Raw genomic sequence first — 14,340 nt, 5'->3', positions numbered from 1 at the left:
GCCCCCAGCGCCCCGTTCCCCTCTGCTCCTGGCCGGCCTGCTCGCCGGAGCCGGTGCCGCCCACGTCGCCGTCCCCAAGCCCTTCGACGCCATGGTCCCGCGCGCCCTGCCCGGCAACCCCCGCACGTGGACCTACGCCAGCGCAGCCATCGAGCTCACCCTGGCCGCCGGAATCGCCCTGCCGCGCACGCGGCGTACCGCCGCGCTGGCGACGGCGGCGTTCTTCGTGGGTGTCTTCCCCGCCAACGTGCAGATGGCCGTCGACTGGCGCCGCCGCCCCGCCCCGCTCAAGGCCGCGGCCCTGGGACGACTGCCCCTGCAAGTCCCGCTCGTCCTGTGGGCGAAGCGCGTCGCGAGCACATCCGGCCGGCGCACCTGACCGCCCCCACCCCGTCCCGCCGAGGCGCGCACAGGCGCCCGTCCCTACCGCGCCCAGCTCCTGGCCGGTCGTCGAGCGGCTGATCGCCGAGCGGCCGTTCGGGGGAATGTGCCGATTCAGCCGTACGGTCCCGGTCCGCCGGATTGTCCTACGATCATGAACTCGGCACCCCGGAAGACAACCGCACCCACCACAGCCGCCGCCAAGTCCCTCCCCCTGCCGCCCGCCGACGAACGTCGGCGGCGGCGCGAGCAATGGGGACTGACGCCTCATCAAATCGGCATGGCGTTCGGTGTGACCGCCGCGACCGTGCGCTCCTGGGAAGCGGGCAGAACCTCACCCACCGGCGAACGCCGCAGGGCCTACGCTCTGTTCCTCGAAGGCCTCGCCCAAAGAACCCCGCCCGCCCCGGCGCGCGTCCCTCAAGCCAGAACCCGGAGAGCCGGCGCAGCACAGCCCCTCGCGACTCGGCCCCTCTCGATGCGGCCCGGCGCAGCACCGATGCCGCCCGGCCGGCCGGTCCTGGCGCCTGACCCGCTCTGCCCGCGACGCCGTCGCAGACTGCGTCTGGCAGCCGTCTGGATCGGCGTATGGACCGTATTCGTCCACCTCATGACCACCACCCATCCCGCACTCATGTGAACCCCGACCCCGGGCCCGCCAACCGTCCGCCGGGCCCTGGGCGTTTCTGGCGGATGACCCGCGGATGGCCTTGTCGACCCACGTCGACGGGGCATCCGCCGGGCGGCCACGCAACGTGCCGGCCTGGGGTTTTCCCCACCCCGCACGGGCCCGCCAACCGGACCCCGGACAGGCCCGCTGACCGGATGGATCAGTTCCTCTTGATGGCGGAGGCTGAGCACGTCGCCAACGCCCATCCGATCGGAGAACCAGTGTTCAGTCTGAAGTCCTCGCGCCGCACGGCGGCGCGCACCGCAGCGGTGGCCCTGGCGGGAGCGACGTGCGCCGCCATGATGTCCGGCAGCGCCGAAGCCATCGTCAACGGGAAGGATTCCACGCAGCGTTACCCGTCCATGGTGTCGATCCCGGTGACGGTTGTGGACGACCCCACACTCAAGGGCGTCTGCGGGGGATCGTTGATCGACTCGACGTGGGTGCTCACAGCGGCGCACTGCGTGGACCCGACGCTTGTCACCCTGGACGGCACCGTCCGGATCGGCAGTGAGTGGAAGAGGTCCGGGGGCACGGTCCGGTCGGTCGCGAAGACGGTGTCCCACCCCCGCTACAAGAACGGCGAGGGCACCGGCCCCAACCGCAACGACGTCGCTCTGATCCGCCTGAACCGTCCGGTCTCGGCGAAGCCCATCCGTATCGCCGACAAGCCGGGGCGACCGGGCACCCCGACTCGGCTCTTGGGCTTCGGCAGCATCGCCGACGCCCCCGACCCCACCAAGTGGGTCTTCCCCGATCGACTCCAGGAGCTCGACACGCGCAGGGGTGCGGTCTCCGAGTGCGCGCCGGGCTACGCGGACAGCACTCGCCTGTGCACGATCAGCCAGGTACCCAAGGCCATGGCATGCAACGGCGACTCCGGCGGCCCCCAGCTCCAGCGGGACCGGAAGGGGCGCTGGGAACTCATCGGCGTCACCTCGGGCCCCGGCGCCCCGGGCGTGCCCTGCAGCGAGGGCCCGGGCCTCTACTCCAGCGCGCCCGCCTACGCGAACTGGATCCACCAGGCGATGAGCCGCAACGGCTGACCGAGGACGCCAGGACGCGGCGAGATCGGACCTCGGCAGACGCCAGGGGCACGGCAGATCCCCCTGTCCTCCCCCCGGGCGGTGCCCCGGGGGGAGGACAGGAGACGACAGGCTCGATGGGACGGTTCCGCACCGCGCCACCCTCACTCGGCAGCGCCCGCTCGGAGCGTCCGCGGGTCAGCCGCTCCTGGTCACCGCGACACGTTGGAGCCGACCGTCGGCAGATAGCGCGGCGCCCGCCAGGCCCGCAGCCGGTCCTCCACCGCGGCCCCCAGCGACAGCAGCCGCCCGTCCTGGCGGTCACCTGTCATCAGGAGCAGGCCGACCGGCAGCTCCCCCACCGAGCCCGCCGGCACCGACAGGGACGGGTACCCGGCCACGGCCGCCGGCGTGGAGGAGGGGATGACGTCGTTGTCGCCGCGCGCGCAGTCGGTCGTCCAGGCCGGCGGATTCGTCGGCGCGGCGATGGCATCCAGCCGGTGCGCGGCCAGGGTCTCGTCGATCGAGCGCTGCGAGAGGTCCTTCAGCTCGGCCCGCATCGCCCGGTACTTCGGGTCGGTGGTCGGCGGCGCGGCCAGCGCCTGCTCGAACAGTTCCTGTCCCGCGAAACATGTCTGTTCCTGGGGGTGCGTACGGTTGAAGTCGATCAGCTCGGCGAGGTTCCGGGGCCCCTTGCGGGTCTTGAGATAGGCGTCGATGTCCCGGTGGAACTCGCTCAGCAGCGCCGGGAACTCCAGCTCGGCCAGCCGCGCCTGGTAGGGCGGCGTCACCTCCACCACCACCGCCCCGGCCGCACGCAGCTTCTTCGCCGTACGCGTCATCACCGCGTCCACGTCCGTGCCCAGCGAGGGCAGGCGCCACAGCCCGATCCGCTTGCCCCGCAGATCACCGTTGGTGCCGGCGTCATCCGCCGCCGCACGGTCAGCGCCTTGCGCTCCCTTGCCCCGGCTGAGCACCGCGAAGGTCAGCGCGGTGTCTGTCACGTTGCGTGCCATGGGGCCCGCCGTGTCCTGTTCCGCCGAGATCGGCACCACTCCCGTCGGGCTGACCAGCCCCAGGCTGGGCTTGTGGCCCACCACCCCATTCATCCCGGCCGGACACACGATCGAACCGTCCGTCTCGGTCCCGATCGCCACCTGCGCCAACGACGCGGCCAGCGCGGCAGCCGATCCGGACGACGAACCGCACGGATTACGGTCCAGCACATAGGGGTTATGGGTCTGTCCGCCCACCGCCGACCACCCCGACGTCGGTTTCGCCGCACGGAAGTTCGCCCACTCGGACAGATTCGTCTTGCCCAGGACCACCGCCCCCGCCGCCCGCAGCCGCGACACCAGCACCGCGTCACGGCCCGGACCACGCCCGGCCAGCGCCAGTGACCCCGCCGTCGTCGGCATGTCCCGCGTCTCCACGTTGTCCTTGACCAGCACCGGAATCCCGTCCAACGGCCCGAGCGTCCGGCCCTGCCGATGCCGGGCATCGCTCTCCGCGGCCTGGCGCAGCGCGGTCGGGCTGGTACGCAGTACCGCGCGGACCGTGGGATCGACCTCCTCGATCCTGCGCAGATAGGCCCGGGTCAGCGCCGAGGCCGTCAGCGAGCCGTCCGCCATCCGCGCCTGCAACTCCGGGATCGTCACTGTGTCCAGATCCACCCCGCCCACCCGGGACGGCGCGGCCGACGCCAACCCGCCGCCGGCCGCGCCATGCCCGGCAGCCGGGTGCGCACCCGCATCCGGCACCCCCGCCAGAAGGGTCCCCGCGGCCACCGCGACGGCGACAGCGACCACGCTCTTCCTGCCCTTGGTGTTCTTGCTGCTCTTCATCCTCATGCGGATCAGCGCACTACACCGACAGCAACCGCCGCAAGAGCACAGAACCGGCGGAGAACGGTACGGAGCCTGTACACGCCACCAACAGCACCCGTCGCAACCGGGCGCCTCGACTACAGTCCGTGCGAACGACACATCGAACTGGGGGACCCGTGACGGCAGTCGACACACCACCCATCGTCTTCGTCCACGGCACACGCTTCAGCTCCGGCCAGTGGAGCCCCCAACTGGCAGCGCTCCAGGACGACTTCCCGGTCACAGCCATCGACCTGCCCGGCCACGGCGCCCGCTCCGGCCAGCCCTGGGACCTGACCGCGGCCACCGACATCATCGCCGACGCGGTGGACACCCTCGACCGCGGCCCGGCCCTGGTCGTCGGACACTCCCTGGGCGGCTACACCTCACTGGAATTCGCCCGCCGCCACCCGGGACGACTGCGCGGCCTGGTCCTCGCCGGCGCCAGCGCCGCCACCCACGGCGTCTGGACCAAGCCCTACCGATGGGCCGCCACTCTCCTCCCCCACGTCCCCGCACACCGGCTCACCCGGTGGAACACCCAGCTCCTGCGCCGCCTCTACCCGCCCGAAGTCGTCGAGGCGACCATCCGCGCCGGCTACGCCTTCCACACCATCCCCGCCGCGTGGAACGACGTCCTGGGCCACTTCGACGCCACCGCCATGCGCCACGTGAAAGCCCCCGTACTCATCCTCAACGGCGAGAAGGACACCCTCTTCCGCACCGGAGAAACCCGGTTCGCCCGCGCCCACCCCCACGCACGCGTCGAACTCATCCCCCGCGCACGCCACCTCGCCAACTTCGACGACCCCCACGCCTTCACCGACGCCGTCCGCCGCTTCGCCCACCAACTCGCCGCGCCCGCCTGAAAACCCGAGAACGCAGCCAGACAGGGGCAATCACGCTGGCCGAACGCGACGCAGGCGCGGCTCCCGCAGATCACGATGCGGTGCGAATGTTGCGTCCACCATGGAAACGGCGGCGCGACGTGACGGACGATACGTCAGTCGAGAGGGGAGGGCCGTGCTGCACGTCCCGCTGCACCGCGAGTTTCAGTTCATCCACGAACCCCTGCCGGTCGGCGACGAATCGATCCCCGTACTCGGCCATGAGGACCTGGTCGCGTTGTTGTGCGAGCGCCTCATGCACTCCCACGGCGGCACCTTCCTCGTCACCGGGTTCCGCGGAGTCGGGAAGACGACCCTCGTGACGCGTGCGCTCGCCCAAGCCGCGGCGCGCTTCGAGGGCGCCTCGGGAGGCGGCGGCCGCGGGGCCGAGCGCAAGGTGCTGCTGACCGTGCACCTGAGCGTCGCGCGCAGGATGGGGGTGGACCAACTCCTCTTCGCCGTCGTCAGGCGCGTCTTCGAGGCACTCGACGACCGCGGCCTGGTCCAGCAACTGCCGCCCGACGTTCGTGAGTCGCTGCTGCTCGCCTACACCCGTACGTCGCTGTCCTTCACTCAGACGCAGTCCGAGGGAACCGAGCGCGGCGGGACCCTGGGGGTCGGCCCGCAGCAGGGCTCGCTGAGCATGGTGTCCCCCACGCTCAACGTGACGAGCCGGCGGACGCGCAACCGGACGACCGAGGCCGCGTTCCTCGCCTACTCGGAGACCGACGTCGAGCACGATCTCGTGCGCATCATCCAGCTGCTCAGCGGGGGCGACCAGCGGCCCGGCGGGCGGCGCGGGCTGCGTCGGCGCAAGCCGCGCCTCCTGGTGCATCCGGTGATCGTCCTCGACGAGGTCGACAAGTTCACCGACAGCGCCCAGGACGCCCTCACCGAACTCGAGCAACTTCTCGGCGCCCTCAAGAACGTGTTCACCACACGCGGCGCTCACTTCGTCCTGGTCGCGGGCCCCGATCTGCATGATCGCGCGCTTTCCGACGCGGACCGGGGCAGCGGCCTCTACGAGAGCGTCTTCGCATGGCGCATGTACGTGCCGTGCCTGTGGACGGCACCGCATCGGCTCGTGCGGGAGTCCGTCGAGCGCGCGAGGACGCAACTCGGCCTCCCGCCCCTGCGTTTTCCCGGGGTGGAACCGGACCTGACCCAGACGGTCGGCTACCACCTCCCCGAGATGGAGACGATCCGACTGGGCTCGTTCATCGCCCACTTGCGATTCAAGGCCCGCGGCATCCCGCGCAGACTGCTCCAGGAGTTCAACTCCCTGATCATGTGGGACGACAGCGGACTCCCTTCCCTGTACATCGGCGACGACGACTGGCAACGCGTGCTGTTCTACAGCCAGTTGGACACGATCATGTCCGAGGTGAGCGCCCTTGACGGTACGGACCCGTCACCCGCCGTGCTCATCGACAGGGACGGATGGAACCTCGGCTGCTATCACACGGCGGACTGGGTGCTGCGCAGCCGAGGGCGGGCGTTCTCCGCGCAGGACGTCGTGGCGGAGGACGGCCTGATGCGGGCGCGCTTCCGGCGGGAGGGCGACATCGGCATACGGGTCCGCCACCCGAACGTCGTACGCATCATCACGTCCTTCGACCTCCCGGAACCCGCCATCGTCATGGAGCTGGCCGAAGGCCCCTCGCTCGACCAACTCCTCGAGCGACACGGCAGCCTGCCCCCGTCCGACGTCGCCTGGATCGGCCGGGTCCTGGGCGAGGCCCTGGAGTACCTGCACTCGCTGCAGATGTCCCGGATCGACCTCAAACCGGCGAACGTGATCGTCACCCGGGACCGCGGGCCCCTGATCGTGGACCTCGGTCTGGTACGCCCCAAGGACACCTCGGAGAGCATCACCGGTGCGGGATCCGTGATGGGCACGATCCCCTACATGGCGCCGGAACAGATCCGGGACGCCAAAGCGGCGGACATCAGATCGGACGTGTACGCGCTCGGTGCGGTGCTCTACCAGTGCATCACCGGGCGCCGGCTCTACAACGGCGACAACCCCGTGGAAGTCGTGTTCGCCATCCTCAGGGAGCCCGCCACGCTCGGAGACCTCCCGGTGTCCCCGCTGCTGAACGACGTACTGCACACGTGCCTGGCCCGTGACCCCGCGGACCGCTACCAGGACCCTTCTGGGTTCCTCCAGGCCCTGGCCCGCACCCCGGAGGCCGGCCAGGAACCAACGCTCCGTCTGACCGAGCCGTAACACCGCCGGACTCCGGCCACGCCGTCGTCCCGTGATGCTCTGCGCCCCGCGTGGCAGGTGGTGTTCAGGGGTAGAGCGCGAGGGATCGATGAACGAAGGACGGGGCAGCCTCCGGACGCCGCTGGTGTCACCTGGGCACGCCGCCGCCTGGCTGTCATGAACGGGACACCCGCGCATCCTCGCGATGCGCCCGGAGAAGGGCGACAACGCCATGTACAGACTCGCCTCAAGGGGACCGGTCCGGAAGAGCCTCGCGCTCGGCGCGGCCGTCGTGTCGACCGTGCTCTGCGCGACGGCGGGTGCGGTCGCGCCCGCGTACGCGACGGGCGGCGCGGCACACGGAATTGCCGGGCGGGTGGGCGTCGAACGTGCCTGCCCCATCGTGTACTTCGACCTGGGCGAGACCCTGGTGCACACCGCGAGCGACGGCGGCACCGGCTACCACCCCGGCGCGGCCGCCTATCTGCGTGCCCTGCGCGAACGGCACATCAAGGTCGGCCTGATCACCAACGTGCCGTCCTCCTGGGGCGCGACCGACGCCGAGCGTGCCGCCCGGCTCCGGAGCGAGGTCGACGCCACGTGGCAGGGCTCGGCGCCCTTCGCCTGGAAGGACTTCGGCGACCGGATCCTGACGCCTCGCTCGGAAGCGGAACGCAAGCCGGCGCCGGTGTTGTGGCAGCGCGCGAAGGACCTCTCCGGCGGTTGCCGACTCGTCTACCAGGCGGAGACGGCCGAGGAGGTCGACGTCGCGGCCTCGCTCGGCTACCTGGCGTACCAGGTCGACCGGCCCCACCGGCCCGCCTATCTCCCGGTCGGGCTCATCGAACTCCTCGGCCACCGGCCGCGCTGACGGCTGCACGCCTACGTCATCCGCGCCGCCCCCTGCCGGACTCCGTCCCGGGGGCGGCGCGGACGGCCTCGTCCTGCGTGCCCCGCGCCGCCGGAAGGGAACCCGAGGCCGCACCCTCCCGGCCGCGCCGCACCGCCGCGGTGTGCAGCACCAGGTGAAAAACCCCGAGCAGGAGCGCCGTCGCCAGCGCGCTGTGCAGCAGCAGCGCGTCCAGGTGTCCGGCGGAGACGTACGCGCCCACGGCGACCGCGGCGAGTGCGCACACCGCGCGGTCGACGATGCTCTCGACCGAGAGCAGTGTCGCGCGCGGGGCATGTGCGGGCACGGCGTCGTTCACCAGCTTGCGCTGGACCGGGTAGGCGAAGCCGGTCGCGGCGGCGAACAGGCAGAGCAACGCCACCACGGACCACGGTCCGCCGAAGGCCATGCCCGCCAGGCTGCCCGCGAGCACCAGGCTGAGCAGGGAGACCCAGGCGACCGGTGTGAGGCGGCGGCTCAGCCACTGCGGGCGGGCCGAGCCCACCGCTTCCGCCACCGTCATCGCGGCCAGCACTCCGCCGTGCGAGGCCTCCGCGATGCCGTGGTCGAGCAGGATCGGCTGGAAGAGGTTGACCTGGCAGATGCGGGAGAGCGTGAAGACGGCCACGCCCTGGACCATGACCAGGGCCAGCCACCGTGAGGAGGCGACACAGCGCAGGGCCGCGCCCGCGTCCCGCAGGAAGGCGCCGCCCCGGCGCCCCCCGTCCGACCGGTCGGCCGCCGCCTTGCCGCTGTCGCGGTCCGCTCCGGCGAGCCGGGGCAACGCGACGGCGCACGCCAGCGAGCCCGCCGCACTGACGGCGCTGAGCAGGTACGGGGCCGGGTGGGCGAGCGCCATCAGCGGGCCGACCAGCGGCCAGCACACGACCTTCGCCGCAAGGCCCAGGGCGCGTGCGGTGCCCTCCGCCTTCAGGTAGTGCTCATCGCACTTCTCGGCCCGCAGCCCGTCGTACAGATAGGCGCTCGCCGCGCCCGAGGTGAGCGAGCGGCCCGCGGCGATGGCGAGGAAGTGCAGCAGGAAGCCGGTGTAGGAGTCGCTGAGCACCGGAGCGAGGTTGGCCGCCGTCATGACCACCGCGCCGGCCCGCAGGCAGTTGCGGGTGCCGATCCGGTCGGCGATCAGCCCGGTCGGGATCTCGAACAGGCAGAACGCCACGTAATAGATGCTCTGGATGCCGAAGATCTCGGCATCCGTCAGCCCGGCCGTCTTCTGGTAGGCGTAGAACACCGGCATCCACCACAGCAGGTTGAACAGCAGCTGGAAGCCGTAGTTGAGGCGGATGATGCGGCGTGCGGTGTCCGTCAGACCGCCGCCCGCGCCCGTGGCGGGGCGGCGCATGCGCGGGGTCACAGCGCGTAGGGGCGGATCTGGACCAGCCGGAAGTCGCCCTGCTCGGTCATGAGCCACTCGATGTCCAGCGGCTTGTCCACGTCGGCCCCGCCGCACGGCGACCCGCTGAAGTGGGACTGCAGGAGCCGTCCGGTCAGGGACAGGTCCGCGAGCCGGGCCCGGGTCGCGGCGGACAGCGGCTCTCCGAAGGAGCCCAGGGCGACCGTACGGCCTCCGCCCTCGACCGTGTTGTACAGGTACTGCTGCGGCAGCACCGAGCCGTCGACCACCTGTTCCGGTGAGCCCGGCGAGCAGTTGAGGTAGACGTTGCGGAAGTCCTCGGCGCGCGTCGGGTTGCAGGTGACCAGCACACCGCCGAGGGAGGCGGGCACGTACTCCTGGATGATCACGCCCATGTACGTGTCGTCGAGGGAGATGCCGACCTGGTGGCGCAGGCGCACGCTGCGGGGCGAGACCAGGGAGGCCCACACCTGGCGTACGGCGTCCAGGAGTTCGTCGGTGCCGTGGACGGTGGTGACGGAGTCGTAGACGCCCGCCGCGGAGAACCCGGGCAGGTCCTCGGCGTTGGAGGAGGAGCGCACCACCAGGCGGCTGCCCGGGGCCGCGGCGGCGGGGAAGGCCTGGCTGATCTGCCGGGTGACCGACTCGGGGACGGGTGTGTGCCGGATGAGGTGCTGGAGCTGCAGACAGAGCGCGTCCAGGACGTCGGTGGCGTCGAGTTCCAGTGCCATCTTGAGCTTGCCGATGCCCTGCTGGAGCGGGGCTGAGGAGGCCAGGAAGTTCTGCTGCAGCGCGAAGGGGAGCGCGACGCCCGCCGGGGCGCCGACCGTCGAGGCCACGAACCGGGCCGCGGCGGCGCGCAGTTCGTCGGTGGCGGGTTCGGCCGGGCCGAGCCGTGCCGCGAGATGCCCGCAGAGGTTGTCGCGCGGCGGGCGCGGCTGCCGGTAGAAGGCGGTCAGGTCGGCCGTGCGGCTGTCGAGCACGTGGTGCAGCTCGCCGAGGTTGGCCGCCTTGGTGCCGTACCGGTCCCGGTCGGTGCTGCGGAGCCGGTGCAGGGCGAGGACGGGGGTGTCCTCGAGGAGGGGTGGTTCGAGGCGGATGCGCTGCTGGTGCCAGGCCGGGGCCTCCAGGACCGGTTCGCGGTCCAGGCGTTCCAGGGAGATCTCGTCCTCGCGCACCCGGTAGCGGACCCACGCCCCGTCCAGCGCGTCGCGCTCGACGAGCTGTTCCAGGTCGCGCACGATCGCGTTGGGTATCCCCCACCCGGAGGCGAGGACGTTGGTGTGCGAAAGCGGCGTGATCGGCGCGGTGTTGAGGAATCCGGCCACCCGGGGCACGTCGTCCGGCAGGCACGGCATCGCGACGATGTCGGCCCAGCCGAGGCCGGCCTCAGCCGCCGCGTACTCCTCGTGCGTACGGAAGAACCGCAGCCGCCCGGTGGCCTCGCCCGCGTTCAGCGGGGTCCTGGTCCTGGTGCCGAAGAGTTCGTGGCTCAGGATGCGCGGCACGCGCTGCTCGCTGACCGCCGCGAGCTGCTCCTCCTGCCCGTGGTTGGCGGGCTTGAGGAGCACCGGCAGCCGGCCGTCGACCCGGACCCGCACGTACTCGTAGAACCAGGCGAGGAGGTCACCGTGCATGGTGTCGGCCTCGGTGGTCTCCAGCACGAGGAAGGGGCGCTCGCGGCCCTCGGCGTCCTGTTCGGCGTGCAGCGACAGCACGCCGAGGAGGAACCGGCGCCCGGGGTCGGTGTAGACGGAGGCGTTGAACGCGTCCAGTTCGGCGTCCAGCGCGCTGAGTTCCATGCCCAGGACGCGGGTGGCGACGTAGTTGACGTGGAAGGGGTGGGCGACGGTGTCGAGCAGGTGCCAGGTGTCCTCGAGGCGGTCGACGACGACCTTGAGGTACTGGTGGCCCGCCAGGACGCCCGAGAGGGTGCGGAAGAGCGGCAGGGAGAGGTTCTCGCCGACGACCGTGCGGTCCGTGGCCGGTTCGGGTGCGCCGGTGAGCAGGTGGGCCGTCATCGCGAGACCTCCTCGGGCTGTGCGGCGGGCAGGACCCGGGGCAGGGCGTCCACCAGGGTCTCGAAGTCGCGGAGCACGGTGCGCGGGCCGGTGGCGGAGAGCAGGCACAGGGCCGCCATGGTGTTGGCACCGGCGGCCGGGTCGTAGACCGGGACGGTGCTGCCGTCGGTCAGGGAGCTCTCGGCGACGACCGACAGGCGGCTGCCCCGGCTCAGCGGCACGCGGTCCTCGACCGCGGGGAAGTCCCAGGCCTTGCGGTCCTGCCAGGCCTCGCCCGCGCCGTCGACCGCGAGGACGACGAGCGAGCCGGCCGCCCCGCGCGCCTGCGCCGGGGTGAGGGCGCGCTCGGGCCAGTGGACCGGGCGGCCGAGGAGATGGTCGACGAGCATGCCGATCAGGTCGAGGTCGAAGACCTCCTCGATCTGCGGCACGGTCATCGCGCCGCCGAACCGGGCTGCCGTCTCGATCAGCCACATCCGGCCGTCCGCCCCGAGCTTGATCTCGGTGTGGGTGCCGCAGTCGCGCAGGCCGAGCGCGTCGACGGACTCCCGGGCCAGGGCCACGATCCGGTTCTGGGCGTCCGGGGCCAGCTGGGCGGGGGTGATGCCCGCCCGCTCGGTGAACGGTGCGACGGTGGGCATGCGGCCGCTGACGCAGACCGGGTGGAAGACGCCCCGCGCCACGACGCCCTCGACGCTGACGTAGTCGCCCCAGCCCGGGTCGTCGAACCACTCCGACGCGGTGCCGGTGACGATCTGTTCGACCACGAAGTCCGCGTCGGCCTCGGCCACATGCAGTTCCGCGTAACCCAACTGGGCCGATTCGGCCATCACATCGCGCGACCGGCGCCAGGCGGCGGACACCTCCTGCGGGGAGCGGATGATCTGGTGCGCGGTGGAACCCGCGCTCCAGGCCGCCTTGAGGAGGAGCGGGAAGGGCAGGCGGTTGGCCGCCTCGTGGAGGTCGGCCTCGGTGGCGACGGGCCGGAACTCGGGCTGGGGCAGGCCGTGTTCGCGCCAGGTGCGCCGCATCAGGCGCTTGTCACGGGCCAGTGCGGCGGCGCCGCCGGCGCCCGGCAGGCCGAGCGCCTCGCACGCCTCGGCGACGGCGACGACCGCGTACTCGGAGAAGGTGAGCACCGCGTCCGCGCCGACGGCCTCCGCCCGCGCGACGATCAGGGACACCAGGTCGGTGCGCTGCGCGTCGGTGGGCGTCACCACCGAGGCGCACAGCTCCCGGGCGTCACCTGCCACGGCGGGAGGAAGAGCGCTGAGCGCCAGCAGGTGCACCTGCGCCTTCACGGCCGTCCGGGACAGGACGTGACCGAGCGGCGGACCACCCTTGGCATGCACTAACAGCACCTTGCTCACTGAAGTTCGTCTCCGTTTCGTCCAGTTGATACGTGTCGCCGTACGGGCCGGTGCCGCGCGCCGAGCGCGCGGAGACACCGGGGAGAGGGAGCGGGGCGTGTTCACCCGCTCCTCCAAGGGGAACAGGCGCCGGACACCTGTGAGACCACCGCGGAGGCCCGGCGTTCAGGCAAATGCCTGAGTCGGCGCCACGGCATGTGTCGCGGGCACTTGGGACCCCTCCACGAGCACCCGCGGCCCGCGCCGCCACTTCGGCCGAGAACCGAGCATGCGCGAGCGGAGGACGGGATACGCATCGCGTGGTGACTGTGCGTCAACCACTCGTATACAGACGGAGAAACAGCTGTGGACGATTTCAGCCTCAAGGCTCTGCTCGAGGACCTTCCCGTCTTCTGGTGGGAGGTCGACCAGCCGTGGCAGGTGCGGGAGAAGGGCGGCGGGGCCTTCGCCGACACCGGCACGGCACAGCGCTTCCTGGACCGGATCCGCCAGGAAGTCGCGGACCCGGGACACCCGCCGCGGGACGGCCGCTGGCTGGCCCGGTTCGACGGCCGCACCTTCGACGTGAGCTGTCCGCGGGACGCCACTCACGCACACCTGCGCACCCGCGGTTTGGCGGTGGAGGTCGACAACCACCCAGAAGCCCCGCGCCGGTACGCCGCCTTCGCCGACCTCGTCGACCTCGCTCCGGCGGCCGCGTTCATCCGGGACCGGCACGGACGCTACCTGTGGGCCAACCATGCCTACGCGCACCTGTACGGCACCACAGCGCAGGAGCTCACCGGCCGGCGCATCGAGGATTTCGACGCCCCCGCGGAGGCCGTCCAGTTCCGCGCCCTCGACCAGGAGATCCTGGCCCGGGGCACGCCGGTGCGTCACCGTCTGGACTACCGTCGGCCGGACGGCAGCGCGGGCCACGCCGTCGGCCACCGCTTCCCCGTCCGGGAGAACGGGCAGACCTGCGTCGCGGGAATCTACGTGGACGTCACCGACCACCTCCGGGCCATGGTCCAGCGCCGAGAGGCCGAGGAACACCTGCAGGCGCTGCGCGACCACACCGGCCTGCCCTGCGCGCTCCTCTCGGCCGGCGGCCGCGTGGTCGAGGCGAGCGCGGCGGCCGCCGAGTTGTTGGGCCTCGCCCTGCCCGACCTGGTCGGCCGCCGGGCGCACACGCTGCTCGCGCCCGCCCCCGGCCTGGACCGGCTGCACCGCAGATGGCGGGGGCTCGTAGCCAGGCGCACCAGACGTGTCGAGACCTGCGTGACGCTCGACGGCACGCGCGGGCTACAGCGCCGCGCCCGGCTCCACCTGACGACGGTGGGCCATTCCGTCGACCGGGCCCAGCACGTCTGGGCCGTCGTCACGCACCAGAGCCTCGCCCACGAGGCCCATCCGTCCCTGACCGCCGCGCAGATCCGCATCCTCACCCTCCTGGCGGAGGGAAGCAGCAACAGCGACATCGCCACCTCGCTGAAGCTGTCCCGGCAGACGGTCGACTACCACCTGGGCCGCCTGCGCGACCTCCTGGGCGCCGCCACCCGCCCCTCCCTCGTCGCGCGCGCCTACGTCCTCGGCATCCTCTCCCCCGCCGCCTGGCCCCCGCGCTCGGCGACGGCGGGGCATCCGATGAGTGCGGTCTGACGGCCGGGGA

General features: G+C 72.0%; 10 protein-coding genes. 6 read left to right on the top strand and 4 right to left on the bottom strand.

Annotated elements, in window-relative coordinates; all coding sequences use genetic code 11:
* The coding region (locus tag AOK22_RS28495) for a DoxX family protein (RefSeq protein WP_063795349.1) at positions 1 to 379 on the top strand (379 nt) is incomplete at its 5' end.
* Between the two features lie 893 nt (positions 380 to 1,272).
* Positions 1,273 to 2,097, top strand: a complete 825-nt coding sequence (locus tag AOK22_RS28490; RefSeq protein ID WP_237773336.1) for a S1 family peptidase — start codon at positions 1,273 to 1,275, stop codon at positions 2,095 to 2,097.
* Positions 2,098 to 2,288: 191 nt separating this feature from the next.
* Here AOK22_RS28490 and AOK22_RS28485 read toward each other — a convergent pair whose 3' ends face one another.
* Positions 2,289 to 3,920 carry an amidase gene (locus AOK22_RS28485; protein WP_055701587.1) on the bottom strand — a complete coding sequence of 544 codons (1,632 nt, stop codon included), beginning with the start codon at positions 3,918 to 3,920 and terminating at the stop codon, positions 2,289 to 2,291.
* A 158-nt stretch (positions 3,921 to 4,078) separates the two neighbouring features.
* Here AOK22_RS28485 and AOK22_RS28480 point away from each other — a divergent pair, with 158 nt between their 5' ends.
* The 3 genes from AOK22_RS28480 to AOK22_RS28470 all read left to right on the top strand — a co-directional run bounded on the left by AOK22_RS28480 (position 4,079) and on the right by AOK22_RS28470 (position 7,908).
* Positions 4,079 to 4,810: an alpha/beta fold hydrolase gene (locus AOK22_RS28480; RefSeq protein WP_055701586.1), complete on the top strand. Its 732-nt coding sequence runs from the start codon at positions 4,079 to 4,081 to the stop codon at positions 4,808 to 4,810.
* Between the two features lie 154 nt (positions 4,811 to 4,964).
* Positions 4,965 to 7,058, top strand: a complete 2,094-nt coding sequence (locus tag AOK22_RS28475; protein WP_055701585.1) for a serine/threonine-protein kinase — start codon at positions 4,965 to 4,967, stop codon at positions 7,056 to 7,058.
* Between the two features lie 184 nt (positions 7,059 to 7,242).
* Positions 7,243 to 7,908, top strand: coding sequence for an HAD family hydrolase (locus tag AOK22_RS28470; protein WP_237773337.1), 666 nt, complete (start codon positions 7,243 to 7,245; stop codon positions 7,906 to 7,908).
* Positions 7,909 to 7,924: 16 nt separating this feature from the next.
* Here AOK22_RS28470 and AOK22_RS28465 read toward each other — a convergent pair whose 3' ends face one another.
* Genes AOK22_RS28465 through AOK22_RS28455 form a run of 3 tightly spaced genes read right to left on the bottom strand, consistent with a single transcriptional unit; the run spans position 7,925 to position 12,671 of the window.
* On the bottom strand, positions 7,925 to 9,286 hold the full coding sequence (locus tag AOK22_RS28465) for an MFS transporter (protein ID WP_107102050.1): 1,362 nt from the start codon (positions 9,284 to 9,286) through the stop codon (positions 7,925 to 7,927).
* Between the two features lie 8 nt (positions 9,287 to 9,294).
* Positions 9,295 to 11,319, bottom strand: coding sequence for a PEP/pyruvate-binding domain-containing protein (locus tag AOK22_RS28460; RefSeq protein ID WP_055701584.1), 2,025 nt, complete (start codon positions 11,317 to 11,319; stop codon positions 9,295 to 9,297).
* Positions 11,316 to 12,671: an ATP-grasp domain-containing protein gene (locus AOK22_RS28455; RefSeq protein ID WP_425264073.1), complete on the bottom strand. Its 1,356-nt coding sequence runs from the start codon at positions 12,669 to 12,671 to the stop codon at positions 11,316 to 11,318. The genes AOK22_RS28460 and AOK22_RS28455 overlap by 4 nt, the downstream gene beginning before the upstream one ends.
* A gap of 363 nt (positions 12,672 to 13,034) precedes the next feature.
* On the opposite strand from AOK22_RS28455, the gene AOK22_RS28450 reads away from it, so the two are divergent.
* Entirely contained in the window at positions 13,035 to 14,330 is a 1,296-nt protein-coding gene (locus tag AOK22_RS28450; RefSeq protein ID WP_055701582.1) for a PAS domain S-box protein, read from the top strand.
* Positions 14,331 to 14,340 lie beyond the last annotated feature (10 nt).

The sequence above is a fragment of the Streptomyces silaceus genome, from assembly GCF_001419745.1.
GTDB lineage: Bacteria > Actinomycetota > Actinomycetes > Streptomycetales > Streptomycetaceae > Streptomyces > Streptomyces silaceus.
This window is presented reverse-complemented; position numbering and strand designations above follow the sequence as displayed.

Bases quoted from the DNA above. Each gene is read 5' to 3' on its own strand.
- AOK22_RS28470 (WP_237773337.1), top strand. From the start codon at position 7,243: ATGCGCCCGGAGAAGGGCGACAACGCCATGTACAGACTCGCCTCAAGG.
- AOK22_RS28460 (WP_055701584.1), bottom strand. From the start codon at position 11,319: ATGACGGCCCACCTGCTCACCGGCGCACCCGAACCGGCCACGGACCGC.
- AOK22_RS28485 (WP_055701587.1), bottom strand. From the start codon at position 3,920: ATGAAGAGCAGCAAGAACACCAAGGGCAGGAAGAGCGTGGTCGCTGTC.
- AOK22_RS28465 (WP_107102050.1), bottom strand. From the start codon at position 9,286: ATGCGCCGCCCCGCCACGGGCGCGGGCGGCGGTCTGACGGACACCGCA.